At 70.7% G+C, this 25,385-nt stretch carries 25 protein-coding genes and 1 pseudogene; 13 read left to right on the top strand and 13 right to left on the bottom strand.

The genetic code is table 11. From position 1 onward, the window contains the following. Nucleotides 1–15 precede the first annotated feature (15 nt). Nucleotides 16–723, top strand: coding sequence for a YggS family pyridoxal phosphate-dependent enzyme (locus tag MKK88_RS15385; RefSeq protein WP_244001180.1), 708 nt, complete (start codon nt 16–18; stop codon nt 721–723). Nucleotides 724–726: 3 nt separating this feature from the next. On the opposite strand, the gene MKK88_RS15390 is transcribed toward MKK88_RS15385, so the two are convergent. Continuing rightward, nucleotides 727–1,293 carry a L,D-transpeptidase gene (locus tag MKK88_RS15390; protein ID WP_244001129.1) on the bottom strand — a complete coding sequence of 189 codons (567 nt, stop codon included), beginning with the start codon at nt 1,291–1,293 and terminating at the stop codon, nt 727–729. Between the two features lie 357 nt (nt 1,294–1,650). On the opposite strand from MKK88_RS15390, the gene MKK88_RS15395 reads away from it, so the two are divergent. The 4 genes from MKK88_RS15395 (at nt 1,651) to MKK88_RS15410 (ending at nt 4,729) form a co-directional block, all read left to right on the top strand. Next, nucleotides 1,651–2,337, top strand: coding sequence for a response regulator transcription factor (locus MKK88_RS15395; RefSeq protein WP_244001131.1), 687 nt, complete (start codon nt 1,651–1,653; stop codon nt 2,335–2,337). A 64-nt stretch (nt 2,338–2,401) separates the two neighbouring features. Next, a complete protein-coding gene (locus MKK88_RS15400) occupies nt 2,402–2,893 on the top strand; it encodes a cyclic nucleotide-binding domain-containing protein (protein ID WP_244001133.1) in 492 nt (163 codons plus the stop codon). Nucleotides 2,894–2,943: 50 nt separating this feature from the next. Next, entirely contained in the window at nt 2,944–3,789 is an 846-nt protein-coding gene (gene dapD, locus MKK88_RS15405; RefSeq protein ID WP_244001182.1) for a 2,3,4,5-tetrahydropyridine-2,6-dicarboxylate N-succinyltransferase, read from the top strand. Between the two features lie 85 nt (nt 3,790–3,874). Continuing rightward, the gene (locus MKK88_RS15410; RefSeq protein ID WP_244001184.1) at nt 3,875–4,729 is read left to right on the top strand and encodes an alpha/beta fold hydrolase; all 855 of its coding nucleotides are present in this window, start codon (nt 3,875–3,877) and stop codon (nt 4,727–4,729) included. Between the two features lie 79 nt (nt 4,730–4,808). On the opposite strand, the gene MKK88_RS15415 is transcribed toward MKK88_RS15410, so the two are convergent. Then, nucleotides 4,809–5,096, bottom strand: coding sequence for a hypothetical protein (locus MKK88_RS15415; RefSeq protein WP_244001134.1), 288 nt, complete (start codon nt 5,094–5,096; stop codon nt 4,809–4,811). A 239-nt stretch (nt 5,097–5,335) separates the two neighbouring features. Here MKK88_RS15415 and MKK88_RS15420 point away from each other — a divergent pair, with 239 nt between their 5' ends. The 5 genes from MKK88_RS15420 (at nt 5,336) to holA (ending at nt 11,594) form a co-directional block, all read left to right on the top strand. Further along, entirely contained in the window at nt 5,336–6,220 is an 885-nt protein-coding gene (locus tag MKK88_RS15420) for an acid phosphatase (protein ID WP_409566670.1), read from the top strand. Between the two features lie 129 nt (nt 6,221–6,349). Beyond that, complete coding sequence (locus MKK88_RS15425; protein WP_244001137.1) at nt 6,350–8,578, top strand: TonB-dependent siderophore receptor; 2,229 nt, start codon at nt 6,350–6,352, stop codon at nt 8,576–8,578. 135 nt (nt 8,579–8,713) lie between these two features. Next, nucleotides 8,714–9,682, top strand: coding sequence for an AEC family transporter (locus MKK88_RS15430; RefSeq protein ID WP_244001139.1), 969 nt, complete (start codon nt 8,714–8,716; stop codon nt 9,680–9,682). 328 nt (nt 9,683–10,010) lie between these two features. Continuing rightward, a complete protein-coding gene (gene lptE, locus MKK88_RS15435) occupies nt 10,011–10,556 on the top strand; it encodes an LPS assembly lipoprotein LptE (protein WP_244001141.1) in 546 nt (181 codons plus the stop codon). A gap of 6 nt (nt 10,557–10,562) precedes the next feature. Next, nucleotides 10,563–11,594: a DNA polymerase III subunit delta gene (gene holA / locus MKK88_RS15440; protein ID WP_244001143.1), complete on the top strand. Its 1,032-nt coding sequence runs from the start codon at nt 10,563–10,565 to the stop codon at nt 11,592–11,594. A gap of 135 nt (nt 11,595–11,729) precedes the next feature. Here holA and MKK88_RS15445 read toward each other — a convergent pair whose 3' ends face one another. From MKK88_RS15445 to mnmG, 4 genes are read right to left on the bottom strand one after another with little or no spacing between them, the layout of a single operon-like run. Further along, the gene (locus MKK88_RS15445) at nt 11,730–12,623 is read right to left on the bottom strand and encodes a ParB/RepB/Spo0J family partition protein (RefSeq protein ID WP_244001145.1); all 894 of its coding nucleotides are present in this window, start codon (nt 12,621–12,623) and stop codon (nt 11,730–11,732) included. A gap of 60 nt (nt 12,624–12,683) precedes the next feature. Beyond that, entirely contained in the window at nt 12,684–13,541 is an 858-nt protein-coding gene (locus tag MKK88_RS15450) for a ParA family protein (protein ID WP_279602319.1), read from the bottom strand. Beyond that, nucleotides 13,538–14,176, bottom strand: coding sequence for a 16S rRNA (guanine(527)-N(7))-methyltransferase RsmG (gene rsmG / locus MKK88_RS15455; protein WP_244001147.1), 639 nt, complete (start codon nt 14,174–14,176; stop codon nt 13,538–13,540). Before rsmG ends, MKK88_RS15450 begins: the two co-directional genes overlap by 4 nt. Beyond that, nucleotides 14,173–16,065, bottom strand: coding sequence for a tRNA uridine-5-carboxymethylaminomethyl(34) synthesis enzyme MnmG (gene mnmG / locus MKK88_RS15460; RefSeq protein ID WP_244001149.1), 1,893 nt, complete (start codon nt 16,063–16,065; stop codon nt 14,173–14,175). The genes rsmG and mnmG overlap by 4 nt, the downstream gene beginning before the upstream one ends. Nucleotides 16,066–16,455: 390 nt before the next feature. Between mnmG and MKK88_RS15465 the strand changes: the two genes are divergently transcribed. Beyond that, nucleotides 16,456–16,605 (top strand): hypothetical protein, encoded by a 150-nt coding sequence (locus MKK88_RS15465; RefSeq protein WP_167627704.1) that lies wholly within the window; start codon nt 16,456–16,458, stop codon nt 16,603–16,605. Between the two features lie 76 nt (nt 16,606–16,681). On the opposite strand, the gene MKK88_RS15470 is transcribed toward MKK88_RS15465, so the two are convergent. Beyond that, nucleotides 16,682–16,903, bottom strand: coding sequence for a heavy-metal-associated domain-containing protein (locus MKK88_RS15470; RefSeq protein ID WP_244001151.1), 222 nt, complete (start codon nt 16,901–16,903; stop codon nt 16,682–16,684). A 64-nt stretch (nt 16,904–16,967) separates the two neighbouring features. After that, entirely contained in the window at nt 16,968–17,840 is an 873-nt protein-coding gene (locus MKK88_RS15475; RefSeq protein WP_409566671.1) for a MipA/OmpV family protein, read from the bottom strand. A 286-nt stretch (nt 17,841–18,126) separates the two neighbouring features. On the opposite strand from MKK88_RS15475, the gene MKK88_RS15480 reads away from it, so the two are divergent. Next, the gene (locus MKK88_RS15480) at nt 18,127–19,599 is read left to right on the top strand and encodes an EAL domain-containing protein (RefSeq protein ID WP_244001154.1); all 1,473 of its coding nucleotides are present in this window, start codon (nt 18,127–18,129) and stop codon (nt 19,597–19,599) included. A 127-nt stretch (nt 19,600–19,726) separates the two neighbouring features. Here the strand turns inward: MKK88_RS15480 and MKK88_RS15485 are convergent, their stop codons facing one another. From MKK88_RS15485 to bla, 5 genes and pseudogenes are all read right to left on the bottom strand, one after another. Then, nucleotides 19,727–21,010 carry an OprO/OprP family phosphate-selective porin gene (locus MKK88_RS15485; RefSeq protein ID WP_244001156.1) on the bottom strand — a complete coding sequence of 428 codons (1,284 nt, stop codon included), beginning with the start codon at nt 21,008–21,010 and terminating at the stop codon, nt 19,727–19,729. A gap of 193 nt (nt 21,011–21,203) precedes the next feature. Continuing rightward, entirely contained in the window at nt 21,204–22,052 is an 849-nt protein-coding gene (gene panC, locus MKK88_RS15490; protein ID WP_313902322.1) for a pantoate--beta-alanine ligase, read from the bottom strand. A gap of 58 nt (nt 22,053–22,110) precedes the next feature. Next, complete coding sequence (locus MKK88_RS15495; protein ID WP_244001157.1) at nt 22,111–22,467, bottom strand: hypothetical protein; 357 nt, start codon at nt 22,465–22,467, stop codon at nt 22,111–22,113. 66 nt (nt 22,468–22,533) lie between these two features. Then, entirely contained in the window at nt 22,534–23,022 is a 489-nt protein-coding gene (locus MKK88_RS15500; protein ID WP_244001159.1) for an aminoacyl-tRNA deacylase, read from the bottom strand. Nucleotides 23,023–23,101: 79 nt separating this feature from the next. Further along, nucleotides 23,102–23,923, bottom strand: a pseudogene (bla, locus tag MKK88_RS15505) (class A beta-lactamase); the annotation flags it as partial. Nucleotides 23,924–24,047: 124 nt separating this feature from the next. Here bla and mnmE point away from each other — a divergent pair. Beyond that, a complete protein-coding gene (mnmE, locus tag MKK88_RS15510; RefSeq protein WP_244001161.1) occupies nt 24,048–25,373 on the top strand; it encodes a tRNA uridine-5-carboxymethylaminomethyl(34) synthesis GTPase MnmE in 1,326 nt (441 codons plus the stop codon). The last annotated feature ends 12 nt before the right edge of the window (nt 25,374–25,385 follow it).

Below are 25,385 nucleotides of genomic sequence, written 5' to 3' on the forward strand. Positions count from 1 at the left end.
CCGGCGGCGGACGGGATGGGGCATCGGGCGGAAAAGCCGCCGGTCGGGCAGGCCGACGTGGCGGCCGGGCTCGCCGAGGTGCGGGCGGCGATCGCCCAGGCAGCCGAGGATAACGAGCGCGACCCGGCCGAAATTCAGCTCGTGGCTGTCTCCAAGACCGTGCCGGCCGAGGGTATCCTGCCGGCGCTCGAAGCGGGGCAGCGGGTGTTCGGCGAGAATTACGTGCAGGAATCCACGGCCAAATGGCCGGCTTTGCGGGACCGCTACCCGGATGTGGAGCTGCACCTCGTCGGGCCGCTGCAATCCAACAAGGCCCGCGAAGCCGTGGCGCTGTTCGACGTAATCCACTCCCTGGACCGGCTGTCGCTGGCCGCCGCGCTTGCCAAGGAGATCGCCCGGTCCGGTCGGACCCCGAAGCTGCTGATTCAGGTCAACACGGGCGCGGAGCCCCAGAAGGGCGGCGTCCTGCCGGACCAGCTCGCCACCCTCCTCGCCGAATGCCGCCAGACCCACGGGCTGGCAATCCAGGGGTTGATGTGCATCCCCCCCGCGGAGGACCCGCCCTCGGGGCATTTCGCCCTGCTGGCCCGACTCGCCAAGGAGCACAACCTGCCGATCCTCTCCATGGGCATGAGCGCGGACTTTCCGGCCGCGATCCAGCTCGGCGCCACCCATGTCCGGGTCGGAACCGCAATCTTCGGGGCTCGGCGGCCGAAGGTTTAAGAATCACCCGATCCGCAGATGGGTCCGCGGCCCGAGCCGCCGCAGCAGGCGCAGCAGATCGGCCCGGGCCAGCGCCACGCAGCCCTCCGTGGGGCGGTAGCCGTCCCGGGCGAGGTGCAGGAAGATTGCCGAACCCCGCCCCTTCCGGATCGGGGCGCGGTTGTAATCGAGGTCGATCACCACGTCGTAGAGTCCGTCGTCCCGCCACAGCGTTTCAGCGCTGATCCCGGGCGCCGGCAGGCGGATCGGACGGTTGTAGCGCCGGTCGCGGCTTTCGTCGCACCAGCCATCGCCGGGCTGCGTCGCCCGGAGCGGCAGCATCGTGCGCGGGCGGATCCCCAGATGGTCGGGCCGATAGGCCCCACCGCGCAGCCGGAACCGTCCGCGGGGCGAGCCGCCGTCCCCTTCCCGCTTGTCGACCACGATGCCGCCCGCGCCGAGTGCGCAGGGGATGACCGCCGGCCCAACCAGCAACTGGCCCCGGCGCCGGTCGCCGACCAGCGGGCGCACGCGGATCTCGCGCAGCGTCACGCGCACGCCGTCCTCCGCTTGGCCCCGCGCCCGCCGCATGTCCGCCCTCCGCCCGATCGGCGCGCCTTATGCCCGATATTCGCGACCGGACGGATGAAAATTGCGCACAAGGCAATTTCCGGCCACAAAGTGTGCTCTATCCTTGATTGCAACCCGGGAGCCAGCCGGGACCCGGGAGGAACTCGGCCCCTCGCCCCTGCGGGATGGGCACCTTCGGAGTCCGGCACGGCGGCTCGGCCACCGCAGCAATCCCGTCCGCCACCACGGCGGCGCAATGCTGCGGAAACAGAAGCCTCCGCAGAATCGCCGTGATCCTGCCGAGAACCGTTAGTCTTGCGTGCTGCCCCCCGGGAGGATCACCCTCCCCCGCCGGCGGCCTGTCCTGGGGCCCGGACGATGCCGAATGCCTACCGCCTCCTGATCTGCGACGACGACGCGATCCTGCGCGACACCCTCACCGAGCAGCTCGATCTCTGCGACGAGTTCTCGGTCTTCACCGAGGCGAACGCCGCGGACGCGATCCGGCGGACGGCCACGGAGCGCATCGACCTCGCCGTGATGGATGTCGGCCTGCCCGATCTCGACGGGCGCGAGGCCGTGCGCCGGATGCGCGCCGGCGGCTTCCGCGGGCCGGTGATCATGCTCACCGCCCAGGATTCCGAGGCCGACCATGTCGAGGGGCTGGAGGCCGGCGCCAACGATTACGTCACCAAGCCGTTCAAGTTCGGCATCCTGCTGGCCCGGATCCGCGCCCATCTGCGCAGCCACGAGGCCTCCGAGGACGCGGTGTTCCAGATCGGCCCCTACACGTTCCGGCCCGGCGCCAAGCTGCTGGTCGGCGAGCGCGGCTCGAAGCTCAAGCTCACCGAGAAGGAGACCGCGATCCTGCGCTTCCTCTATCGGGCCGGCCGGGCCGTGGTGAACCGCGACACGCTGCTCGCCGAGGTGTGGGGCTACAACGCCCACGTCACCACCCACACGCTGGAGACGCATATCTACCGGCTGCGCCAGAAGATCGAGCCGAACCCCGCCACCGCCGCGATCCTGGTGACGGAAGGCGGTGGATACAAGTTGCTGCCCTGACGAAAAGACGTTTACCGTATAGGCGATCAATCGGTTCGCGTATGCGCAGGGTGGTGAGGCGTTCTTGGGGCTCGACGACGATATCGCGATCCTCGCCGCCGCGCCGCTGTTCGGCTTCCTCGACCGGGATGCCCTGCGCCTGCTGACCTTCGCGGCCGAGCGCCGCGAACTCGCGGATGGCGATGTGCTGTTTTCCCGGGGCGACCCGGCCGATGGCGGCTTCGTGGTGCTGTCGGGCACGATCCGGCTCGAACCCCGGGACGCCCGGACCGAGCCGGTGCGGGCCGGCCGCTCCGCCCTGATCGGGCAGCTCGCCCTGTTCGTCCGTGGAACGCGCCCGACTGGGGCGCGGGCCGAGAGCGCCGCCGAGGTCATGCGCATCACGCCCACCCTGATGCGCCGCGTGCTGGAGGAGTTCCCGCAGGCCGCGCAGGCGGTCCACGATACGCTGGCCGACGACCTCGCCGGTCTGGTGGCCGACCTCGATCAGGTGCGCGGGCTCCTTGAGGTGATCGACGGCATCTCCTCAGGTGACAGCCCCGGTGCCCGCTTGTAAGCACGGGCACCCGCCACGAGAGTGTTTCGACCTTCATGTCCCAGGCTGACATGCCCCATTCCGATCTCGCCCAGACCATCGAATCCGCCTGGGAGGACCGCGCCACCATCACGACCGCCACCAAGGGCGCGGTGCGCGAGGCTGTCGAGGCCGCGCTCAACCTGCTCGATTCCGGCAAGGCCCGGGTCGCCGAGAAATCCGGCAACCAGGATTGGGTCGTCAACCAGTGGCTCAAGAAGGCGGTGCTGCTCTCCTTCCGCCTCAACGACATGGCGACGATCGAGGGCGGCCCCGGCGGCGCGCCGTGGTGGGACAAGGTCGCCTCCAAATTCGCCGGCTGGGGCGAGGCGGAATTCCGGGAAGCGGGCCTGCGCGCCGTGCCGGGCTGCTTCGTGCGCCGCGGCTCCTACATCGCGCCGGGCGCCGTGCTGATGCCGAGCTTCGTCAACCTCGGCGCCCATGTGGGTGAGGGGACCATGGTCGACACCTGGGTGACGATCGGCTCCTGCGCGCAGGTGGGGAAGAACTGCCACATCTCCGGCGGCGCCGGCATCGCGGGCGTGCTGGAGCCCCTCCAGGCCAACCCGGTGATCATCGAGGATGATTGCTTCATCGGCGCCCGCGCCGAGGTGGCCGAGGGTGTGATCGTCGGCCAGGGCAGCGTCCTGTCGATGGGCGTCTATATCGGCGCCTCCACCAAGATCGTGGACCGCACCACCGGTGAGGTGATGTATGGCCGCGTGCCGCCCTACTCGGTGGTGGTCTCGGGCACGATGCCCGGCAAGGCCCTGCCGGACGGCTCGCCGGGCCCGGGCCTGTACTGTGCGGTGATCGTCAAGCGCGTCGATGCCGGAACCCGGTCGAAGACCGCCATCAACGAGCTGCTGCGCACCTGACGCGCGTCCCCATACGCCAGGGCTTTGCCCTGGCGACCCACCAAAGGGCCCGGCCCTTTGGGATCCCCGATCGGTGGACCGCCGGATGGACACGCAGGCGCTGAACCTCACGGTGACGGGCCGGCCGGTGCCGACACCCTGCGACGGGATCGGACAGGGGCCGGAGGCGCTGCTGCTCCCGGCCCTCTCGACCATCTCGGCCCGGGCCGAGATGCGGGACCTCGCCCACGCGCTCGGCGCCGACTATCGCTGCCGCATCCCCGACTGGCCGGGCTTCGGCGCGCGTCCGCGGGCGCGGGTGCCGCTGGCCCCCGAAACCTTCCACGCCTTCCTGGACGCACTGCTCGAGGCCGCCCCGGGCCCCTACGCCCTCGGGGTCGCGGCCGGCCACGCCGCCGGCTATCTGGTCGCGGCGGCACGGCGCCACCCAAAAACCTTCGGCCGGCTGGTGCTGGTGGCGCCGACCTGGCGGGGGCCGCTGCCCACCGCGATGCCGGGGCGCGCCCATTGGTTCCCGCGGATCCGCCGGGCCGTGGAGGCGCCGCTCCTGGGCGAGGCGCTCTATCGGATCAACATCAGCCCGCCGATCATCGGCCGGATGCTGCGCGCCCATGTCTACGCCGATTCCGCCCGGGTGACCCCGGCCCTGGTTCGCGAGAAGCACGCCATCACCCGCCAGCGCAACGGCCGGTTCGGCACCGCGGCCTTCGTCACCGGCGGCCTCGACCCGGTGGGCAGCCGCATGGACTTCCTCGACCTGTTCGCCGGGGATCTGCCGCCGACCCTGGTCCTGCGCCCCGAAGGCGCGCCGCGGCGCTCCGGGGCCGAGATGGACGCGCTGATCGCCTCCGGCCGGGTGACGGGCGCCGCGATTCCCGGGGCGCTCAGCCCGCACGAGGAGCATCCGGGCGCCGTCGCGGCCGCCATCCGGGCGGCCTGAGGATCCTCGGGGCAGGGCGCCCGGCGGAGGCTCGGCGGCATCGCGATCAGGGCGCTTCGGCCGCGTCCCGGCTAAAGGCTCACGCCGACGCGGCCTCGCGCCGGAGCCCCTGGGCGGCCGTCTCGGTCTCTTCGATCAGCGCATCGATCGCCGCCAAGCTGCTGTTGATCTCAGCGTTCAGGTCGGTGCGGAGCTTGTCGATCCGTGTAAGACCACTCGAATCCTGCCCGTGCAGGCTGGCAATCTGCGCCGCCAGTTCGGCGCGTCGCCGATGCAGGTCCATGAGGAGCACATCGATCTGGGCCGTCATCAGATTCGCGATCTGGGCCTGTTCGGCCAGTGAAAGGGTTGGGTCCGTTTCGGTCATGGCAGCTTGATCCTATCCCCGGGAGATGCCGCTTAGATCATGTGGCTCGCTTCAAGCTTGACGGCGCGCCCTTGGGGTCAACCACCCCACCTGGGGTCAACCACCCCACCCCGGCCGGGGTCGAGCACCCCTGGACACGATCCTCCACCTGTGCACGGACTGACCGGGCTGGCTGAACCGTTCATCCGGCAGGGCGGGAGCACCCCGCGGAAGCATCCGAGAGAGCCCCGGATCCGATGATGCGCCTCCCGCTCCGGCCCCCCTTCCCTTCGGCGGTCCTCGTCCTTCTGCTGGCCTCCGCCATCCCGGCCCGGGCCGAAGAGGCGCCCCGCCCCGCCCCGTCGCCGGCCCCCGCGGCCCCGCCCTCGCTCGGCGCCGACACGCTCAAGCCCGGCAAGCCGGCGGTGAAACCCTATCTCGCCGATACGGCGCTGCCGGACGCGGTCCAGATCCTGCCGCCGCCGCCAGGCCACGACGCACCCCTCGACAAGGCCGACCGGGCGGCCTTCGCCAACACCCGCGTCCTCAAGGGCAGCCCCCGCTGGGAGATCGCCGCCAACGACGTGGCCGAGGGCGCCGCCGCGGTGCTGGAGAACTTCGCCTGCGTGCTCGGCACCCGGATCGACCAGACCCGGGTTCCGGCGGTGATCAACCTTCTGGAACGCGCCCGTCTCGACCTCGCCCATGCCACCCGGGGTCCGAAGGTGCATTACCGGCGCCTGCGCCCCTTCGTGGGCAACGAGGCACCGATCTGTGTGCAGCGGACCGAGAAGCTCGCCGACAGCTTCAGCTACCCGTCGGGTCACGCGACGCAGGGCTGGGCCTACGCGCTGATCCTGGCCGCCCTGGTACCCGAGAAGGCGACCCCGATCCTGGTGCGCGGGCGGGCCTATGGCGAGAGCCGCGTCGTGTGCGGGGTGCACTGGCTGAGCGACGTGGTGGCGGGGCGCCTCACCGGCACGTCGGTCTTCGCCGCCCTGATGGGCGATCCGACCTTCCGGGCCGACCTGGAGAAGGCCCGCACCGAACTCCGGGCCGCGATGGCGGGGGCCGGGACGCCCCCCGATCAGGCCATCTGCACCCGGGAGAGCGAGGCCCTGCGCGAACCGCCGCTGGAATTCTAGGCTCGAACGATTCCACTTTTTAAGTCTTCTAAGTGTGTGATTTACAACACGTATTTGGCTTGATCAACAACCCGTGATCGAACCATCGTGAGCCCGGTGCCACTCCAACGGCACACAACAGGGTTTTCGATGTTCATGCGTTCCGCCCGCCTTGGGCTGCTCCTCGCCTCCACGGCCCTCGTGGCGCCCGCCCTCGGCCCCGCCATCGCCCAGGACCGGAGCGTGCAGCTCAACGAGATCTCCGTGGAAGCCGTCGGCCCCGGGCCCGTGGTTCCGGCCGGTGCGGGGCTGGGCGGCAACCTGAGCCTGGGTGACGGCGGCACGGCGGCGACCAGCGGCGGCGGGGGCGGGCCCTCCGGCGTCACCGGCTACGTCGCCCGGATCAGCCCCACCGCCACCAAGACCAACACGCCGCTGATCGAGGCGCCGCAATCGGTCTCGGTCGTCACCCGCGAGCAGCTGAACGACCGCAACGTCCAGTCCTTCAGCGACGCCCTGGCCTATGTCCCGGGGGCGAGCATCAACGTGTCGGGCTTCGATCCGCGCTTCGATCAGGTCTTCATCCGCGGCTTCGACGTGCTCTCCAACCAGGGCGTCTACCGCGACGGCCTGCGCCAGATCGGCAGCGGCTTCATCTTCCCGCGCATCGAGCCCTACGGGCTGGAGGCCGTGACGATCCTGCGCGGCCCGTCCTCGGGCCTCTATGGCCTGGGCTCACCGGGCGGCATCCTCGACGTCACGTCGAAGCGCCCGGTCTTCGCGCCCTTCGGCGAGGTCTGGTTCCAGTCCGGCAGCTTCGACCGCTTCCAGGGCAATTTCGACCTCGGCGGTCCGGTCGCGGGCTCGGACGGCACCATGGCGTACCGGCTCACCGGCGTGCGGCGGGAAGCCCGCACCTTCATCGGCCGCGGCACCAACGACGACCAGCTCAACATCGCCCCGGCCTTCACGTGGAAGCCCTCGGCCGACACCACCCTCACCGTCCTGAGCGAGTTCCAGGTCCGCAACACGCCCGCAACCGTGTTCTACTACAACGATCCCGGCTTCCGGGTGACCAAGTACTACAGCGGCGATCCGCGCTTCGCCGGCCTCGACCAGACCCAGTACCGAATCGGCTACGCTTTCGAGCACCGGTTCTCGGAGGATCTGATCGTCCGCCAGAACTTCCGCCACTACGGCGTCTTCCTCAGCGCGAAGTACACGGGCATCGATTCCATCAACGCGGCGCGCACGCTCGCTTCGCGCTCGACCGGCTACATCCGGGAGGGGCTGGTGCAGCAGACGCTGGACAACCAGATCGAGGCGCACCTCGTCACCGGTCCGGTCGCCCACACCCTGCTGGCGGGGGTGGATTATGCCCATTACGGCCTGAGCAACCGCTTCGGGGCCGGCCCGGCGCCGGACCTCGATCTGGTCACCCAGAATTACGGCCGGCAATTCATCCCGACGCCGACGCTCGCCAGCCCCACGCGCCAGGCGCAGGATCAGATCGGCGTCTACCTGCAGGACCAGGCCAGGTTCGGCAACTTCATCCTGACCCTGAACGGGCGGCACGACTGGGTCTCACAGGACAACCGCGCGACGCCCGTCAGCACGGCGACCCGCCAGGACAACACCGCCTTCACGGGCCGCGTCGGCCTGGGCTACGTCCTCGCGCCGGGCCTCGTGCCCTATGCCAGCTACGCCACGACCTTCACGCCGCAGGTGGGCACCGACGTGCGCGGGCAGGCCTTCAAGCCGGCGACCGGCGACCAGATCGAGGCCGGCGTGAAATACCTGATCCCCGGCACCAACATCCAGACGGCCTTCGCGGGCTTCGACATCGAGCAGTCGAGCATCCTGCGCACCGATCCGACCAACCTCGCCTTCCAATCCGCCACCGGGGCCGTGCGCTCCCGGGGCTTCGAGGCCGAGGCGACCGCCAATCTCGCGCCGGGCACGAACCTGACCATCGCCTACACGCACCTCGACTTCCGCTTCCTGAGCCAGACCGCGTTCACAGGTGCGACGCAGGACGGGAACCGCGTCTCCGGCATCCCCGCCGACACCTACGCGTCGTTCCTCACCTACGCGTTCCCGACGTCTTCGCCCCTGCGCGGCCTGACGATCGGCGGCGGCATCCGCTACATCGGCACGAGTTTCGCCGATGACGACAACACGGTGCGCAACCCCACCGTGACGCTCTACGACGCGCTGGTGGCCTACGATTTCGCCGCGATCGACCCGAAGTATCAGGGCCTGCGCGCGCAGATCAACGCCACTAACGTGTTCGACCGGACCTATAATACCTGCGCGTTCGGCAATTGCTTCCGCGGTGCCCCCGCCACGGTGATCGGCAGCCTGATCTACCGCTGGTAGCCGACGGGGCAGGGGGCCAGGGCAGGGATCGGGGGGCACGGGGCCACCGGCATGGCAGGTCCCCGCCCCCGGCACTGGAGATCGGCGGGCACTTCGTCCTAAGGCCGGAGCCTCGTCCTTCGATCCGGACCCGCCATGCTGTCGACCCTCCCGGTCGTGCTGCCGATCTTCGCGCTCGTCTTCGCCGGGTGGCTCGCCCGGCGGATCGGCGTGCTCGGCGCCGCCGCCACCACGGAACTCAACCGGTTCGTGGTCTTCCTGGCCCTGCCGGCGCTGCTGTTCGACGTCACGGCCCATGCCCATTGGGCGGCCCTCTGGAAGCCCGGCTTCATCGGCGCCTTCGGGTTGAGCAGCCTCGCGGTCTTCGCCTTCACGGTCCTGATCCGGTGTGGGGCCGGGCGACCCCTGGCGGATGCCGCCCTGGACGGGCTCAACGCGGGCTACGCCAATACCGGCTTCATGGGATTCCCCCTGGCCCTCGTGGCCTTCGGGCCGGAGGCGCTCGCCCCCACCACGGTGGCGGTGATCCTCACGGTCTGCGCCGTGTTCGCGGTGGCGATCGTGCTGATCGAGACCGGGCTGCGCCGGGCGGATCCGGCGGGCGGGCAGGGGGAGCGGCGCCTGCCAATCTGGCTGGCGGTCGGCCGCTCCCTGGTGCGCAACCCGCTGCTGGTGGCCCCGGCCCTCGGTGCGCTGGTGCCGAGCCTCGGCCTCGCCGTGCCGGGGTCCGTGGAGACCTTCCTGAAGCTCCTCGGGGGGGCGGCCTCGCCCTGCGCCCTGGTGGCGCTCGGCCTGTTCCTCGCCCAGAAGCGCCGGAACCGGGGCGGGCCGGGGCGGGACGGGCATGCGCGAATCGCGGCGTTGCTGGTCGGGCTGAAACTCGCCGCCCATCCGCTCCTCGCCTACGGGCTCGGCCGCTACGTGTTCGGCCTGCCACCACTCCTGCTCCACACCGCCGTGCTGATGGCGGCGCTGCCCACCGGCACCGGGCCGTTCATGCTGGCGGAGTTCTACCGGCGCGAGGCGGACCTGACCGCCACCGTGGTGCTGGTCTCGACCGTGCTGGCGGTGGTCACCGTCTCCGGCTACCTGGCGACACTCTGAGGCTCCGATCGCCCCGATTCCTCCTATCCCCGGCCTCATCCCGAGGTGCCCGCGGTAGCGGGCCTCGGAGGAAGGCCCAGGGATCGCTGTGCTGGCTGGAGATCTCCTTCCCGGCCTCCGCTGCGCCTCGGCATCTCAGGATGCGGGCATCGGGTTGGATGGCCTGACTCGGAGGCGTTCAGGACCGGTTTCCGAATGAAGCCGGCTCAGAAACCGAACGACCACGCTCCCGCCGCAGAGGAATCGTAGCCCGCACCGCGTAGCTTGTGGCGCGGCCACCCCTGTCCGCGCTAGAATGATCCTCGAGAGCGGGGCGGAACGACGGCGTATGGTGAGTTCGAGCGTATCGGTTGTGGGGCGGATCGCACGCCTCGCCTGCATCGGCGGCCTCTGCTTGAGCCTGTCGGCCTGTTTCCGTCCGCTCTACGGGCCGACCGCCTCGGGCGTGCCGGTCCAGGCGCTGTTGGCCTCCGTGCAGGTCGATGACGTCGCCATGGCGCAGGGCCAGGAGCGGCTCGGCCATTACCTGCGCAGCGAGCTGGTGTTCGACCTCGACGGATCGGGCCAGCCCGCGACCAAGACCTACCGCCTGAAGCTCTCGGGCTCCGAGATCGTGCAGACCCCGATCGTGTCCTCGACCACCGGCCGCGCCGAGGCCGGCACCCTGGTGGCCAACATCAAGTACAGCCTGGAGGACATGTCGGGCAGCAAGGTCTACACCGAGGGTGTGGCGACCTCGACCGCGACCTACGACCGGTCCGTTCAGCGCTTCGCCAGCCAGCGGGCCGCCCGCGACGCCGAGATCCGGCTCGCCAGCGTGCTGTCCGATCAGATCAAGAGCCGGCTGGCCGCCGTGCTGTCGACGAAGCCGTAAGCCGGAATGGTCGCCGCCAAGGCTGGTGAGATCGAGGGGCTGATCCGGCGCGGGCCCGACCCGCGCATTCCGGTGATCCTCGTCTACGGCCCCGATACCGGCCTCGTGACCGAGCGGGCCCGCAAGCTCGCCGAGGATTTCGTCACCGACCCGTCCGATCCCTTCGCGCTGGTGCGGATCGACGGCGACGCCCTGGCGTCCGATCCGGGACGCCTCTGCGACGAGGCCGGCACGATGGGCCTGTTCGGCGGGCGCCGGTCGATCTGGGTCCGGCCCGGGAGCCGCAATTACGCGCCGGCCGTCGAGGCGGTGCTGGGTGCGCCGGTGGCCGAGGCTCGCATCGTCGTGGAGGGTGGCGATCTCGCCAAGAACAACCCCCTGCGCACCCTGTGCGAGCGCTCACCCAAGGCGCTGGCGATCCCCTGCTACGCGGATGACGAGCGCACCCTCGCAGACCTGATCGACCGGACCCTGCAGGAGCGCGGCCTGTGGATCGACCGGGCCGCCCGGGAGGTCCTGGCGCGAAGCCTCGGCGGCGACCGCCGGGCAAGCCTGATGGAGATCGAGAAGCTCGCTCTCTACGCCGCGGGGGAGGGCACCGTGACGCTCGATCACGTGGAGGCCATCACCAGCGACGTGGCGGCGAGCGTGCTCAACACCCTGATCGACGCCGCCTTCGACGGGCGGCGGGAGGCGGTGGAGCGCGATTACCGGCGGTTCCGGCACGAGGGGCTGGATCCGGGGGTGGTGCTCGGCTCGGCCCTCCGGCACGCCCTGACGCTGCTGACGACCCGGCTCGACAACCCCGACAAGACGCCATCCATGATGGTGGCGACGTGGCGGGGCCTGCATTTCAAGCGCAAGGCCAGCCTGGAGGGGCAGCTCGGCACCTGGGCGCCCGGTACCCTGCGTCAGGCCGCGGTGGCCCTCCAGGCGGCCGTCCTGGCCTGCCGCCGGGCCGAGCCGGAACTGGCCCACGCCCTGGCCTCGGCGGCGCTGCTGCGGGTCGCGGAGGCGGGCGCCCGCCGGCGGCGGTAGAAGTTCCGGGTTTCAAAAGACCGAGGCCTTTTGCGGGTGCAGGGCGGAGCCTTGCTGGATTCGGGCAAGGCCGCTGTCGGGGCTCCGCCCCGACGCCCTGCCAAAGGGCTCGCCCGTTGGAAACCCCGGTTTCGTTCAGCCGTCCGACACCTTGAACCGGTTCAGCAGCCCCTGGAGTTCGTCCTGGGTCTCGTAGCGGATCCGGATCTCGCCCGAAGCCTCGTCCTTCGGCCGATAGGTCACCTCCACCCCCAGCGCCCGCCGGATCCGCAGCTCCAGATCGCGCACCGGCGCGGAGCGCTCGGCCGAGAGGCGCGGCCGGCCGGGGCGGGGCGTCTCGGACGGCTCGGCCTCGGCCGAGGCCAGGGCCTCCACCTGCCGCACCGACAGGCCCTCGGCCACGACCCGCCGGGCCAGACCTTCCGGGTCCTTCACCGCCAGCAGGGCGCGGGCATGGCCTGCGGTCAGCTCGCCCGCCGACACGCGATCCTGCACGGCGGGCGGGAGGTTCAGCAGGCGCAGGGTGTTGGCGAGATGGCTGCGGCTCTTGCCGAGGATCTCGGCCAGATCCCGCTGGGTGTACGAGAAGTCCTGCATCAGGCGCTCGTAGCCCGAGGCCTCCTCGATCGGGTTCAGGTCGCTGCGCTGGACGTTCTCCAGGATGGCGAATTCCAGCGAGGCGCGGTCGTCGATCTCGACCACCACCACCGGCACCTCGTCGAGCCCGGCGCGCTGGGCCGCCCGCCAGCGCCGCTCGCCGGCCACGATCTCGAACGTGCCCGGTACGTCGCCGATCGGGCGGACCACGATCGGCTGGATCAGGCCGCGCTGGGTGATCGAGGTCGCGAGCTCGCTCAGTTCCACCTCACCGAAGCTGCGCCGCGGGTTGCGCGGGTTGGGCCGCAGGAACTCGATGGCGACCTTGCGCTGCCCCTCGACCTTCTCGGGCGCCGGCGCGGCATCGCCGAAATCGCCGATCAGCGCGGCGAGACCGCGCCCCAGCCGGGGTCTTGCCCCCTCCTCCGCCATGCTTGCCACCCGTCTCACGCTCCACACGCCCCCCTTTGTCGGGGGTCTCTCCATTCGCCGTCAGGCGGCCGCCGGAACCCGGCCCTCGCGCTGGATCACCTCCGAGGCGAGGCGCAGATAGGCCTGACTGCCGGCGCATTTCAGGTCGTACAGCAGGGCCGGCTTGCCGTGCGAGGGCGCCTCCGAGATCCGCACGTTGCGCGGGATCACGGTCTCGTAGACCTTGTCGCCCATGAAGCCGCGCACATCCGCCACAACCTGGGCCGAGAGGTTGTTGCGCGGATCGTACATCGTCAGCACGATGCCCTGGATCGTCAATTTCGGGTTGAGGGCGCCGCGCACCTGCTCGACGGTCCGCAGCAGCTGGCTGAGGCCCTCCAGGGCGAAGAACTCGCATTGCAGCGGCACCAGCACGGCATCGGCCGCCGCCAGGGCGTTGATGGTCAGCAGGTTCAGCGAGGGCGGGCAGTCGATCAGCACGTAGCTGATCCGGCTCAGGCTCGGCGCCTGAGTCAGGCTCTTCAGCGTGCCGCGCAAGCGATGCGCCCGGTCGGGCAGGGTGGCGAGCTCCAGCTCCAGCCCGAGGAGATCCATGGTGGAGGGCGCGATCGACAGCCGCGGCACCGCCGTGGGGATCACCGCCTGGGCCAGCGAGGCTTCGCCCGCCATGACCTCGTAGGTCGAGACCCGGCGGTTCGCCCGATCGATGCCCAGGCCCGTCGAGGCGTTGCCCTGGGGATCGAGGTCGATCACCAGCACATCCTCGCCGATGGCCGCGAGCGCGGTGCCGAGATTGATCGCCGTCGTGGTCTTGCCGACGCCGCCCTTCTGGTTGGCAAGGGCGAGGACACGCACGGGGCGACGCACGGCAGACTCCATGGACCGGTCGGCGGGCTCGCCGAGGATGGCTTCGCTCATCGGTGACTCGGGGCGGCGAGGGCGGTGACGCGCACGATTCGGGCTTCGGAATCGGTCCGGCTCGGCACGAGGTCGTTAACGACTGTCCACTGCGCGGCCGCCTGGGTCAATTCAGCATGCGCATCCCGGCCCTTCGGAAACAGTCCGGTGGTGCCCGTTTTCAACAATGGCTCGGTCCAGGCAAGGAGTTGAGAGAGGGGGGCAAGCGCCCGGGCACAGACGATCTCGGCGGTTCCGACGTATTCGCCGATCACTGCCTCGATCCGCGCATTGCGGATCCGGGCCGGCGCCCCGGTGAGCCGGGCGGTCTCGGTGAGGAAGGCGCATTTGCGTGCGTTGCTCTCGACGAGATCGACCCGGATGCCCCGCTCCAGCCCCGCAATGGCGAGGATCAGGCCGGGGATGCCGGCGCCGGAGCCGAGATCCAGCCAAGTTTTTGCCTGCGGAGCGAGGTCAAGCAGCTGGAGCGCATCGTCGATGTGCCGGCTCCAGACCTCCGCCAAAGTAGCCGGGCCGACAAGGTTCTTGATCGGCTGCCAACGGCGGAGCTGGGCGACATAGAGGTCCAGACGCTCGGCTGTTTCACGTGAAACACCGGAGGCGGCGAGGATGCGGGCGCGGTCCCGGTCGATCATGCCGACGGGTGAACCAGGGCTGCCCGCTCGCCCCGTCGGGCATGGGCGGCCAGCAGTGTCAGGGCCGCGGGTGTCACACCCTCGATGCGAGCCGCCTGCCCCAGGGTCCCGGGCCGGACAGTCTCGAGCTTGGTACGCATTTCGTTGGAGAGCCCGCTGATCGCCGCGTAGTCCAGGCTCACCGGAAGTCGCACGGCTTCGTCCCGGCGGAAGGCCGCGATATCGGCGTTCTGCCGGTCGAGATAGACCGCGTAGGTCGCATCGGTCTTCAGACGGTCGGCGACCTGAGCCGGCACGGCGGCGAGGTCCGGCCAGATCGCCGCCACGTCACGCCATTCGATCTCAGGGTATGCGAGCAGCTGGAAGGCGGTCCGCCGGATGCCGTCACGGTTCAGGCTGATCCCATGGCGGGCGGCCTGGCTCGGCGTCAGCGCGAGCGTGTCCAGCCGCGTGCGGGCCGCATCGAGCACCTGCTGGGACGCCGCGAAATGGCTGGCTCGCGCCGCGCCGACACAGCCCAGATCGATGCCCCGCGGGGTCAGCCGCGCATCGGCATTGTCGACCCGCAGGGACAGACGGTACTCCGACCGTGAGGTGAACATCCGGTAGGGCTCGCTGACCCCGTGGGTCACGAGGTCGTCGATCATCACGCCGAGATAGGATTCGGCCCGGTCGAAGGTCGCGGCCTGAACGCCGCCCGCCCGGCGCGCGGCGTTCAGGCCGGCCACCAGCCCCTGGCCGGCCGCCTCCTCGTAGCCGGTGGTGCCGTTGATCTGCCCGGCCAGGAACAGGCCGGGACAGCTTTTCACCTGAAGGCCGGTGTCGAGCTCCCGGGGATCGACGTAATCGTACTCGATGGCGTAGCCCGGCCGCAGGATCTCGACCCGCTCCAGCCCCGGGATCAGCCGCACAAGGTCGTGCTGCACCGCCTCGGGCAGGGCCGTGGAGATGCCATTCGGGTAGATGGTCGGATCGTCGAGCCCCTCGGGCTCCAGAAAGATCTGGTGGCCCTCCCGGTCGCCGAAACGCACCACCTTGTCCTCGATCGACGGGCAATAGCGAGGGCCCCGGCTGGCGATGCCGCCGGAATACATTGGCGAGCGGTGCAGGTTGGCGCGGATCAGGTCGTGGACCGCCTGGGTCGTCCGGGTGATGCCGCAGCGGATCTGCGGATTGATGATGCGCTCCGTCAGCGTCGAGAACGGCACTGGATCGGCATCGGCGTCCTGCATCTCCAGGCCGGACCAGTCGATGGTCCGGCCGTCGAGGCGTGGGGGCGTTCCGGTCTTCAGGCGTCCGAGGCGCAGGCCCAGGCGGTCGAGGGTTTGGGCCAACCCGATTGCGGGGGCCTCGCCGACCCGGCCGGCCGGGATCTGGCGCTCGCCGATATGAATCAGGCCACGCAGGAAGGTACCGGTGGTCAACACCACGGCGCCGCAGGCGAGGCGGCGCCCATCCGCCAGGACGAGGCCTTGGATCCGGCCCTCCGCGTCGAGAACCAGATCTTCGCAACCGCCCGCCACCACGGTGAGGCCCGGCGTGGCGGCGATGGCCGCCTGCATGGCGGCGGCGTAGAGCTTCCGGTCGGCCTGGGTCCGAGGCCCGCGCACGGCCGGCCCCTTCCGGCGGTTGAGCAGGCGGAACTGGATGCCGGCCGCATCGGCGACCCGGCCCATCAGCCCGTCCAGGGCATCGACCTCGCGCACGAGGTGGCCCTTGCCGAGTCCGCCGATGGCGGGGTTGCACGACATCGCGCCGATCGTGGCCGGATCGTGCGTGACCAGGGCGGTGCGCGCGCCGCAACGCGCCGCGGCGGCGGCCGCCTCGACGCCGGCATGGCCGCCGCCGACGACCGCGACGTCGAACCGGTCGGGGGAGGGGAGGGACATCGGGTCTCGAACAGGATCTGCGGGATTGTCGCCGGGTCGGATCCCTGAGGGATGATGCAGGCCGGGCGCGTTGCCCGCCGGTCTAAAGGCGGCCGGGCGGGGTGGTCAACGGGGCGCCCCGGTGCGAAGCCTTGCGGCTCAGTCGCTGAGCGGGCCGAGCCGAACGCTGAATATAGTATTTTTTGCGCGCCTGGATCGCGAGATGTGCAGACGGCGCTGCTTTACTATTCAACAGATGAAAAAGACCTGATGAATGCCGCTTGCCAGCTCATTCAACGCGTGCAAACCTGTTCCGTCCCCGATTCCTGGCCGAACGCCGGTGTCCGGCAGGCACCCGGGAGACCTCGCTTCGCAGCGTCGCCCCGGCGACGCGCGGTGGGGGAGACACCAATGTCCTCGCTCACGATCGGCCTCGGCGCCGCCTGCTGCGCGGCCGGCGCGGCCGCCCATTTCCTCGACACCACCCATCGCAAGGAGGGCCTGTTCGGCCTCGCGGCCTTCGCCCTGCTGTTGACCGGTATGTACCTGACCCGCTCGTAACGGCTGTTCGCCCGGAGGCGGCTTCCAGGGCTCTGCCCTGGACTTGCGAAAGGTCTCGACCTTTCGAAACCTAGCCTCAGCCCGTCATTGCGGTGGCCGTGTAGCCCGCCTTGGTGAGCGCCTCGGCGATCGACAGTGCCTGCGCGTCGGTGCGGATCGCCACCCGTTCCGCCGCCCGGTCGACCTGAACCTCGGCCGCCGGGTCGAGGCGCTTCACCGTGCGGGTCACGGCGGCGGCGCAGCCATCGCAGGTCATGCCTTCGACCCGCATCAGCAGATCGGCGCGCGTCGCATCCATGTGAGCCTCCGTGAACGGGATCACCGGTATGTCGGGGCCCGGTGCGGTTCGCGCAAGCGCGGGCTCAGAACAGCGCCGGCATCTGGAACGCGTAGTCGATCCGCAGGCCGAACTGGTACTGGTTGGGGTTGCCGAAGGGGCGGCGCACCAGCGGGCTGGCACCGGAGGCGCCCAGGATGCGGGTGTAGCCGGCATAGGCCGTATAGGCCCAGGTCTCGTTCTGCGTGTAGGTGATGCCGCCAAGCACGCCCGCGGAGTAGAAGCTCGCCGGATCGTACGGGGTGACGCGGCCGTTGAGCGCGGCCTCGATCGGCGACACGCCGAAATACTTCCGGGCATAGCTGCCATCGCCGATGTTGAAGCGCGGCCCGATCGAGAACAGGAACTTCTCCACCGGGATCAGGTAATCGGCCGCCACCGAGCCGACCGTGCCGTGATGCCCGTAGACCCCCTGCCGGGCCTCCACCCGGGTGCGGATGAAGGAGACGGGGTAGAACTCCGCGAACACGCCGGGCTCCACGGCGAAGCGCGCGTCGCGAAAGCCGAACAGGTGGCGCCGGTCGTCGCCGTAGTAGCGCCCGGGCACGAACCGCGCGGTCGGGCCGATCCGGAAGGTCCCGTTGTCGAACAGCGCGAAGCTGAAGCCGTCATCCGGCGTCGAGAAGCGGCGCGGCTCGCCCACCTTCCGGATGTCGATCGAGGGATAGAACACCGCCGCGTAGTCGCTGGCGCCGGGGTAACGTGGGATCGCCTGGATCGAGCCGCTCAGCGTCACGATCCATGTGTTGGGATCGACCATGGTGAAGGTCGGCGCCTGCCGCGGAAGATCAGCGGTGAGATCGGCCGCACGGGGCGCGGTCGTCCCACAGACGGCCAGCAGCGCGCCGGCGCCGAGAACGGTGCAAAGTCGGGGATTACGCGGAGGTACGGAGCTCATGGCCACGCTTTATGGCGCCTTTTGCTGACCCATGCATTTGCAACGCGCACAACCCATCCCGGATCGCCACGCAATCAGGCGCGCCGTGATGATTCCGCAACGTTCCAGCGGGCGTGGGCGTCACACCGCCCAGAATTAACAGGCGGCCGATCGATAGGCCCCGGCGCACGGCCTTGCCGCGCCGGTTCCTCCGGGCCATTGATCGAAGGATTCGATTCGCGCCCGGCGGGGCTTCGCGCGGGATCTTCCCGGCGACCGGCGCGCGAGTCCGGCAGGTGTTCAGACGATGGTCCCGGTCCTCGGCCGGTACGCGGGGCTGTTGACGGTCGCCCTCATCGGGCTCGTCGTGTTCGGGCCGCTCGCCGTGTTCCTGCCGCTCTGGAGTTCCCTGACGCTCGGCGCCGTGGCGGCCGCGGCGTCCGGCCTCGCCCTCGCCCGCATCAAGACCCTGACGGAGCGTTGCGAGAAGCTGTCGGGCGAGGTCGATCTCCTGTCCCGGCGCCTGCTGAAGGTCGAGACCACGGGTGCCAAGCCGACCCCCGGCTCCGGCGAGGCGGCGCTCCGCGCCCAGATCGAGGAACTGACGGTCGAGTTCGGCCTCCTCTCGGGCATCGTGCGCGATCTCACGACGGTGGTGAGCACGCAGGATACCGAGATCGCGAGCTTCAAGGCCCGGCCCGAGCCCGCGCCTCCGCCCCGGACCGCGGCTGCGCCCATCCCCGCCGTGGTTCCGCCGCCGCCCGCGGCCGTCGCGCGGCAGCCCGCGGCCTTCCAGCCGCCTGACGTTCAGCCTCCCGCCCCGGCGCCGCCTGTGTTCGAACCACCGGTCCCGGCACGGCCGATTCCGCCACGTCCGGTCCCCCCAGGGCCGATCCAGACCCGGCCGATCCAGACCCGGCCGATCCCGCCCCGGCCGGCGCGGGATCCCGCAAGCGAGGCCGAGATCATCCGGGCCTTCGAGGAGGACGGGCTGGAGATCCACCTGCAGCCGGTGGTCAGCCTGCCCCAGCGCAAGGTCGTGGCCTACGAGGCGCTGGCGCGGTTGCGGATCGGCGATCTCGGTCCCGCGGCCCCGGCCGAGCCGGAGGCGTTCCTGCCGGTGCTGGAGCGCTATGGCCGCACCACCGAGCTGGACCGCCGCATGCTGCAGCGGGCCTCCCTGGTGGTACGGCACCTCGCGCGCCGCGGCAGCGACACCCTGCTGACCTACAGCCTCTCGCCGCTCTCGCTGTTCGAGCCCGGCCTGCTGCGCGAGCTCGGCCGCACGGTGGCGGAGGATCCATCCCTGGCCGGTCTGGTGATTGCCCTGCCGCAGGCGAGTTGGCGGGGCCTCGATGCCGGTCAGCGCGGCCTGCTGATGCCGTTGCGTGGGCGGATCGGCTTCAGCCTCGACCGGCCGGACGACCTGCGCTTCGACGCGGTGGAACTCGCCGCCCTCGGCATCGGTCAGGTCCGCGTGCCGGCCGCGATGCTGCTGCGGCCTCAGGCAGGGGGCAGCCTGTCGGATATCGCGGTCGAGGATACGGGCCCGGCCCTGGCGCGGGCCGGGATCCGCCTCGTCGCCACGGGTGTCGGCGACGAGGCCGACATCCCCGACCTGATCGACCTCGACGTGCCGTTCGCGCAGGGCGTGGTCTTCGCGGCGCCGCGTCCGGTGCGGGCCGAGGTCCTGACCGCGCCCCCCGAGACCCCGGCGCCCCCCACGGAGCCGGCCCCCGAGCGGCGGCCCTTCCGCTCGGTCCTGCGCCGGGCCGTCTGAGAATCTGCGCCTGTCCCAGTTTCGAAAGGGCGAGCCCTTGCGCGGGTCCAGGGCGGAGCCCGGGGCGCGCTGTCAGGGGCTCCGCCCCCGAACCCCGCCAAAGGGCGAGCCCTTTGGGAACCCGACCTTACCAATAGATCTGCAGGCGCCCGACGACCGTGTCGACCGAGAACGGCGCGCGCCCGACCGTGTCGGCCTGGGCCTCGCCCGGCCGCACGCGGCCGTGAATGTAGTTGGCGATCAGGCGGAGGTTCGGCTCGGGATACCAGCTCAGGCCGAGGGTCACGTCCCGCTCGAGGCCGCCGCTGAAACCCCGGGCGTTGAGGTCGATGGCGCTGTAGCGCGCCGCCAGCTCGAACACGCCGATCCCGCCCCGGGAGACCCGCTGGCCCTCCGGCACGGTGACGCCCTTGAAGGTCGCGTAGGTGGTGCCGCCTTTGGGCGTGAGCGCATAGCCGCGCCCCTCCCCATTCAAGACCCAGCCGGCCTCCACGTAGCCGCCCTGGAAGCCGAGACCCGAGGCGGGCCCACCGGGGCCACCGAAACGCTCGATCTCCGCGCGGATGTACTCGGCCTGCACCAGGACCGGACCGTTGCGGTAGGCGAACTCGGCGCCGATCCGCGACACGCTCGCCGCATCCGGAAGGTCTCCGGTATCCACGAAGGAGCGGGTGAACAGGGCCGCCTCCGGGGTGGTGGAGACGCTGAAATCGCCATCCCCCCGGGAGCGGCGGCGATAGATCCCGGCGAGCCCGACATGCAGGGTCTCGCGCTCCTCCAGGATCGGGGCCCAGGTGGCCCGCCCCGCGGCCGCCACCCCGTCCCCCGCGATGCCGTTGCTGGCCGCGTTGCCGAACACCCCGGCCACCGCGGTCCAGGCTTGGCCATGATGGCCGATGGCGAAGCCGAACCGGCGGTCCGGCACGAAGGCGTTGGCCAGGGAGCGCTCGACGAACAGCGTGTCGTTGTTGCTCTGCAGCCATTCGAGGCTCAGCGGCACCTTCATGTTGCCGAGCGTCACGATCGTGTCGGGCAGCCCCTTCCAGGCCACGAAGGCGTCGTTGATTGGCAGCACCGGGTCGCTGAAATCGTACTGGAAGGCGATCACCCAATCCCGGCCGATCGTGAGCGTCGGCTCGATCCAGGAACGGCGCACCGCGAAGGTGTCGGGAAAGGCTTCCGGCCCCTCGGGCCGGCTGAAGCGCGCGCCACCGGCATCGAGATGGAGCCGGCCACCGATCTCCAGGGTGACGTCCGACGCGGGAAAGGTGAGGCTGAGGCCCTTCTCGTCGTAGCGCAGGCGCTCGCCATAGGGCCCCGCCATGCCCTCGATCGCATCACCGGCGCGGGCTGGGGCCGCGCAGGCGAGGGTGGCGGCCAGGAAGGTCGGGGCCGGGCGAACTCTTATCACGCCGCCAGCAAAGAACAGGTCGATGCGGCGCCGCCAATATCATGGGGTTAGGACGGACGGAAAAATTCAGCGGGGTGGCTGAGCAGCCACGGAGGCAGCGGGGAGCCTGCTTCCGCCGGTTGGGGGCGCGGTCCCCAGGGCCGCGGGCAATCCGCCAGCGGATCGCCGTCGGACCGGAGCGCCAGGGCTGATCCTAAACCGCGAGATTGTCGATGAGCCGCGTCCGGCCCAGGAAGGCCGCCACGAGGACCCGGGCCGGGCCGTCCACCCGTTCGACCGGCGCCAGCGTCCGGGCGTCGCAGACCGTAAGATACTGCACCCGGAAGCCCGCAGCCTCCAGGGCGGCCCGTCCGGCCGCGATCCGCCCGGCGACGCCGGTGCCGTTGCGAGAGGCGAGGGCGATCTCGGCCAGCACCCCGTGCAGCTTCGGCGCGATGGCGCGCTCCTCGGGCGACAGGTAGCGGTTGCGCGACGACAGGGCGAGCCCGTCGGGCTCGCGCAGGGTCGGCACGCCGCGGATCTCGACCCCGATATCGAGGTCGGCCACCGCCTGCTGGATGACGCGGAGCTGCTGGAAATCCTTCTCGCCGAACAGGGCGACGTCGGGCCGAACCTGATTGAGCAGCTTGGTCACCACCGTGGCGACCCCGGCGAAGTGACCGGGTCGGAACGGCCCGCACAGCCCCTCGGACAGGCCCACGACCTCGATGCGGCTGGCGAAGCCCGGCGGGTACATGGTCTCGACGGTCGGCGTCCAGGCCGCGTCGGTCCCCACCTCGCCCAGGCGTGCGAGGTCGACCTCCAGATCGCGCGGATAACGGGAAAAATCCTCGTTGGGGCCGAACTGGGTCGGGTTCACGAAGATGCTGACCACGGCGCGGTCGCCGATCCGCTGCGCCTCCGCCACCAGGGCAAGGTGTCCCCGGTGCAGTGCGCCCATGGTCGGCACGAGGACGATCCGCTCGCCCGCTTCCCGCCAAGCGGCCATGCAGTGGCGCAGAGCGGCCGGATCGCTGAAGCGCTGGGGGACCGAATCAGGCACGGCACGGGCTCCGGAGGGGCGGGACCGCCCGTCTAGAGCATGCGGCCGGGGAGGGGAATCAGGGGCAGTAGGGGAGCAGGGAGCGGCCGAAGGGGTCATCGACGCCGAGCGGCGGCGTGAAGCCATAGTAGCTCGGATGCGCCAAGCCGTATTCAGAGCCGACATAGCTCGGATCGTCCGGCGCGTTGGTGGGCACGGGCGCCCGCCGCGGCGTGCAGCCGACCGGCACGGGGCGGGTCCGATACGCATAGACCGGCGGGCGGTCGATGCCGTCGCTGCGCGGGAAAAAGCGGAGACGGGCGCTCGGCTCAGGTCCGTAGGGACCCCGGACATCGAGGTCCGCGGCCGCGCCGGGGACGGCGAGCAGCAGGGCGAATCCGAGCGCCATCGTGTCCCTGCGCCCGATCATCCGCATGTCGCCGTCATCTCCTCGATGGGCCGGTACCGTGGCGAATCGCGGTAAATGACTGATTACCTGCCGTTAGGTCAGCGGCACGACCAGCGCCTTCAGCACCGCCACCAGATCCCCCTCGGCCAAGCGGATCTGCAGGCCCCGACCGCCGCCGTTGACGTGGATTGCGGCGCCCGGATCGCTGAGCGAACCGGCATCGATCGCGGTCGGAAACAGGCGCTTCTGGCCGAGCGGGCTGATGCCGCCGACATGGTAGCCGGTCAGCCGCTCGGCGTCGGCGGGCTTGAGCATCGCGGCGGTCTTGCCCGAGAAGGCGGCCGCCACCCGCTTCATCGCCACCTCCCGGTCGGAGGCGACCAGCAGCCAGATTGTGCGTCCGTCGACCGCCGCCATCAGGGTCTTCAGCACGCGGCCGGGCGGGACGCCCAAAGCCTCCGCGGCCTGAAGGCCGATGCGCGGGGCGTCGGGATCGTAATCGTAGGCGTGGACGCTGTAGGGCGTGCCGGCCTTGTCGAGGACCTGGGTCGCCCGGGTGGTCTTGGGGACTGATCTGGCCATGATGGTCTGGAGAGACGGGCCTCAGGCGGCGATCCGGGCGGCGATGAGCCGGCTGATCTCGGCATGGGCCGATGTCGGCCGCGGCGGCGGATTGGGTGGCGCCGGTGATGTACACGGTCGCGATGATGGCCGCACGCCCCGGCGGCCGCAGGATCGCCACGTCGTTGACCGTGCCGGTGTCGCCGGTGCCGGTCTTATCGCCGACGGCCCAATCCTTCGGCAGGCCGGCCCGGATCCGCTTGAAGCCGGTCTGGCTGCCGACCATCCAGGCCTCCAGGCGGTCGCGCGACGGCGGCGCCAGGATGGAGCCGAGCAGGATCCGGCCGAGGGTCGCGCGCATCGCCTCCGGGGTGGTGGTGTCGCGGGGATCACCGGGGATCGCCGTGTTCAGGGTCGGCTCTGTGCGGTCGAGCCGGGTCACAGGATCGCCGATGCCCCGCAGCCACGCGGTCAGTCCCTCGGGTCCACCGACGCGGGCGAGGAGCAGATTGGCGGCCGTGTTGTCGCTCCATTCGAGGGCGGCGGCGCAGAGATCGGCCACCGGGAGTTGCCCGGTGCCGCCGTGTGTCTCGAGGGCCTTCCGGGTGACGGGGGCATAGCTCAGGAGATCGCCCATCCCATACGTCACCGACGCGTCGAGCCGCTCGGAGCCCGCATCGACCCGCGCCAGCAGAGCCGCCGCGATCAGGACCTTGACGGTGCTACACATCGGGAAGCGTTCGTCGACCCGGTTGCGGAGCAAAACACGATCCGCCGATCCGGCCGCGACGCCGATCCGGCCGCCGATGCGCCGCTCGATCGCCGTCAATTCCCCGTCCGTTTCGGCTCCGGCGAACCGTATCGGCAGGATGACCGGCGCAGCGAGCAGGCTGCGGCAGAGCGTGCGGCGCGTGGGAACCATCGGGGTTTCCTCAGGATCAGACGGATCGGCGCCGCACCGGGATGCGGTATAGGGAGCCGGCCTGTTTCACGTGAAACACCCACCCACGGCCTGAACAAGGCAAAGCTTGCGCAACGCTGCAGCCATGACCGAAACCAGAACCCTCTTCGCACCCGCCAGCGGCTTCGGCCGAGCGGCCGTGGCAGTCATCCGCCTCAGCGGACCGGCCGCCCGGGAGGTCCTCTGCACCCTGTGCGGGGCTCTGCCATCCCCCCGCCGGCTCTCCCTGCGGACGCTGCGGGACCCGGCCGACGGGACCGAGCTGGACCGGGCGCTCGTCGCGTGGCTTCCGGGGCCGAACACCTACAGCGGCGAGGACATGGCGGAACTGCACCTCCATGGTGGGCCAGCGGTGCGCATGGGCGTGCTCACCGTCCTGGCCCGAATGCCGGGTTGCCGGGCCGCCGGACCCGGCGCGTTCACGCGGCGGGCGGTGCTCAACGGCCGGATGGATCTGGCCGAGGCCGAAGCCGTCGCCGACCTGATCGATGCCGAAACCGAGGGGCAGCGACGGCAGGCCCTGCGCCAGCTCGACGGTGCGCTCAGCCGGCAGGTCGCGGCCTGGCGCGCGGAGGCGATCGATTGCCTCGCCGCCGCGGAAGCCGCACTGGATTTCGCCGATGAGGGCGATGTCGACGATGCCAGTCTCGATGCCGCGCTGTTCGCCCGGGCTGCCGCCCTGCGCGACCAGATCGCCGCCGTCCTCCGCGATGGGCGGAGGGGCGAGCGGCTGCGCGATGGGTTCACCGTGGTGTTGGCGGGCGCGCCCAATGCCGGGAAGTCGACGCTGCTGAATGCGCTGAGTCGTCGGGACGTCGCCATCGTGTCGGATACGCCCGGCACCACGCGGGATGCGATCGAGGTGCGTCTCGATCTCGCCGGCCTGCCGGTTCTGCTGGTCGATACCGCGGGGCTGCGCGAAACGGCGGAAGCCGTTGAGGCCGAGGGAATCCGGCGGACCCGCGTACGGATCGAGGCCGCCGATCTCGTCGTTGCGCTGGTGCCACCCGAGGGCGCGGCACCCGACCTCACCGGCACCGCCGTGCCCGTCATGACGGTTCACACCAAGGCCGATCTGTTAGCCGGCTTTCAAGGCCAGCGATCGGTTGGCGTTCTGCGTGTTTCGGCCCGGACCGGCCACGGTCTGATCGATCTCCTCGATGCCATCCAGGCGCAGGCTGAGACCGGCCTGGGGCAGGGCGATGCGCTGATCACCCGGGCGCGCCACCGGGCCGCCCTGGAAGCCTGCACCGCCCATCTCGATCGCCTGCTCGCCGGGGCCACCAGCCCGCCGGAACTCGTCGCCGAGGATCTCCGCCTCGCCGTCCGGGCGCTGGGCGAGGTCGCCGGTCATGTCGGCGTCGAGGACGTGCTCGATCGGTTGTTTGCCGGCTTTTGTATCGGCAAATAGCAGGCTTCGACG

It is taken from the genome of Methylobacterium sp. E-005, assembly GCF_022829725.1.
Taxonomy (GTDB): Bacteria; Pseudomonadota; Alphaproteobacteria; order Rhizobiales; family Beijerinckiaceae; genus Methylobacterium.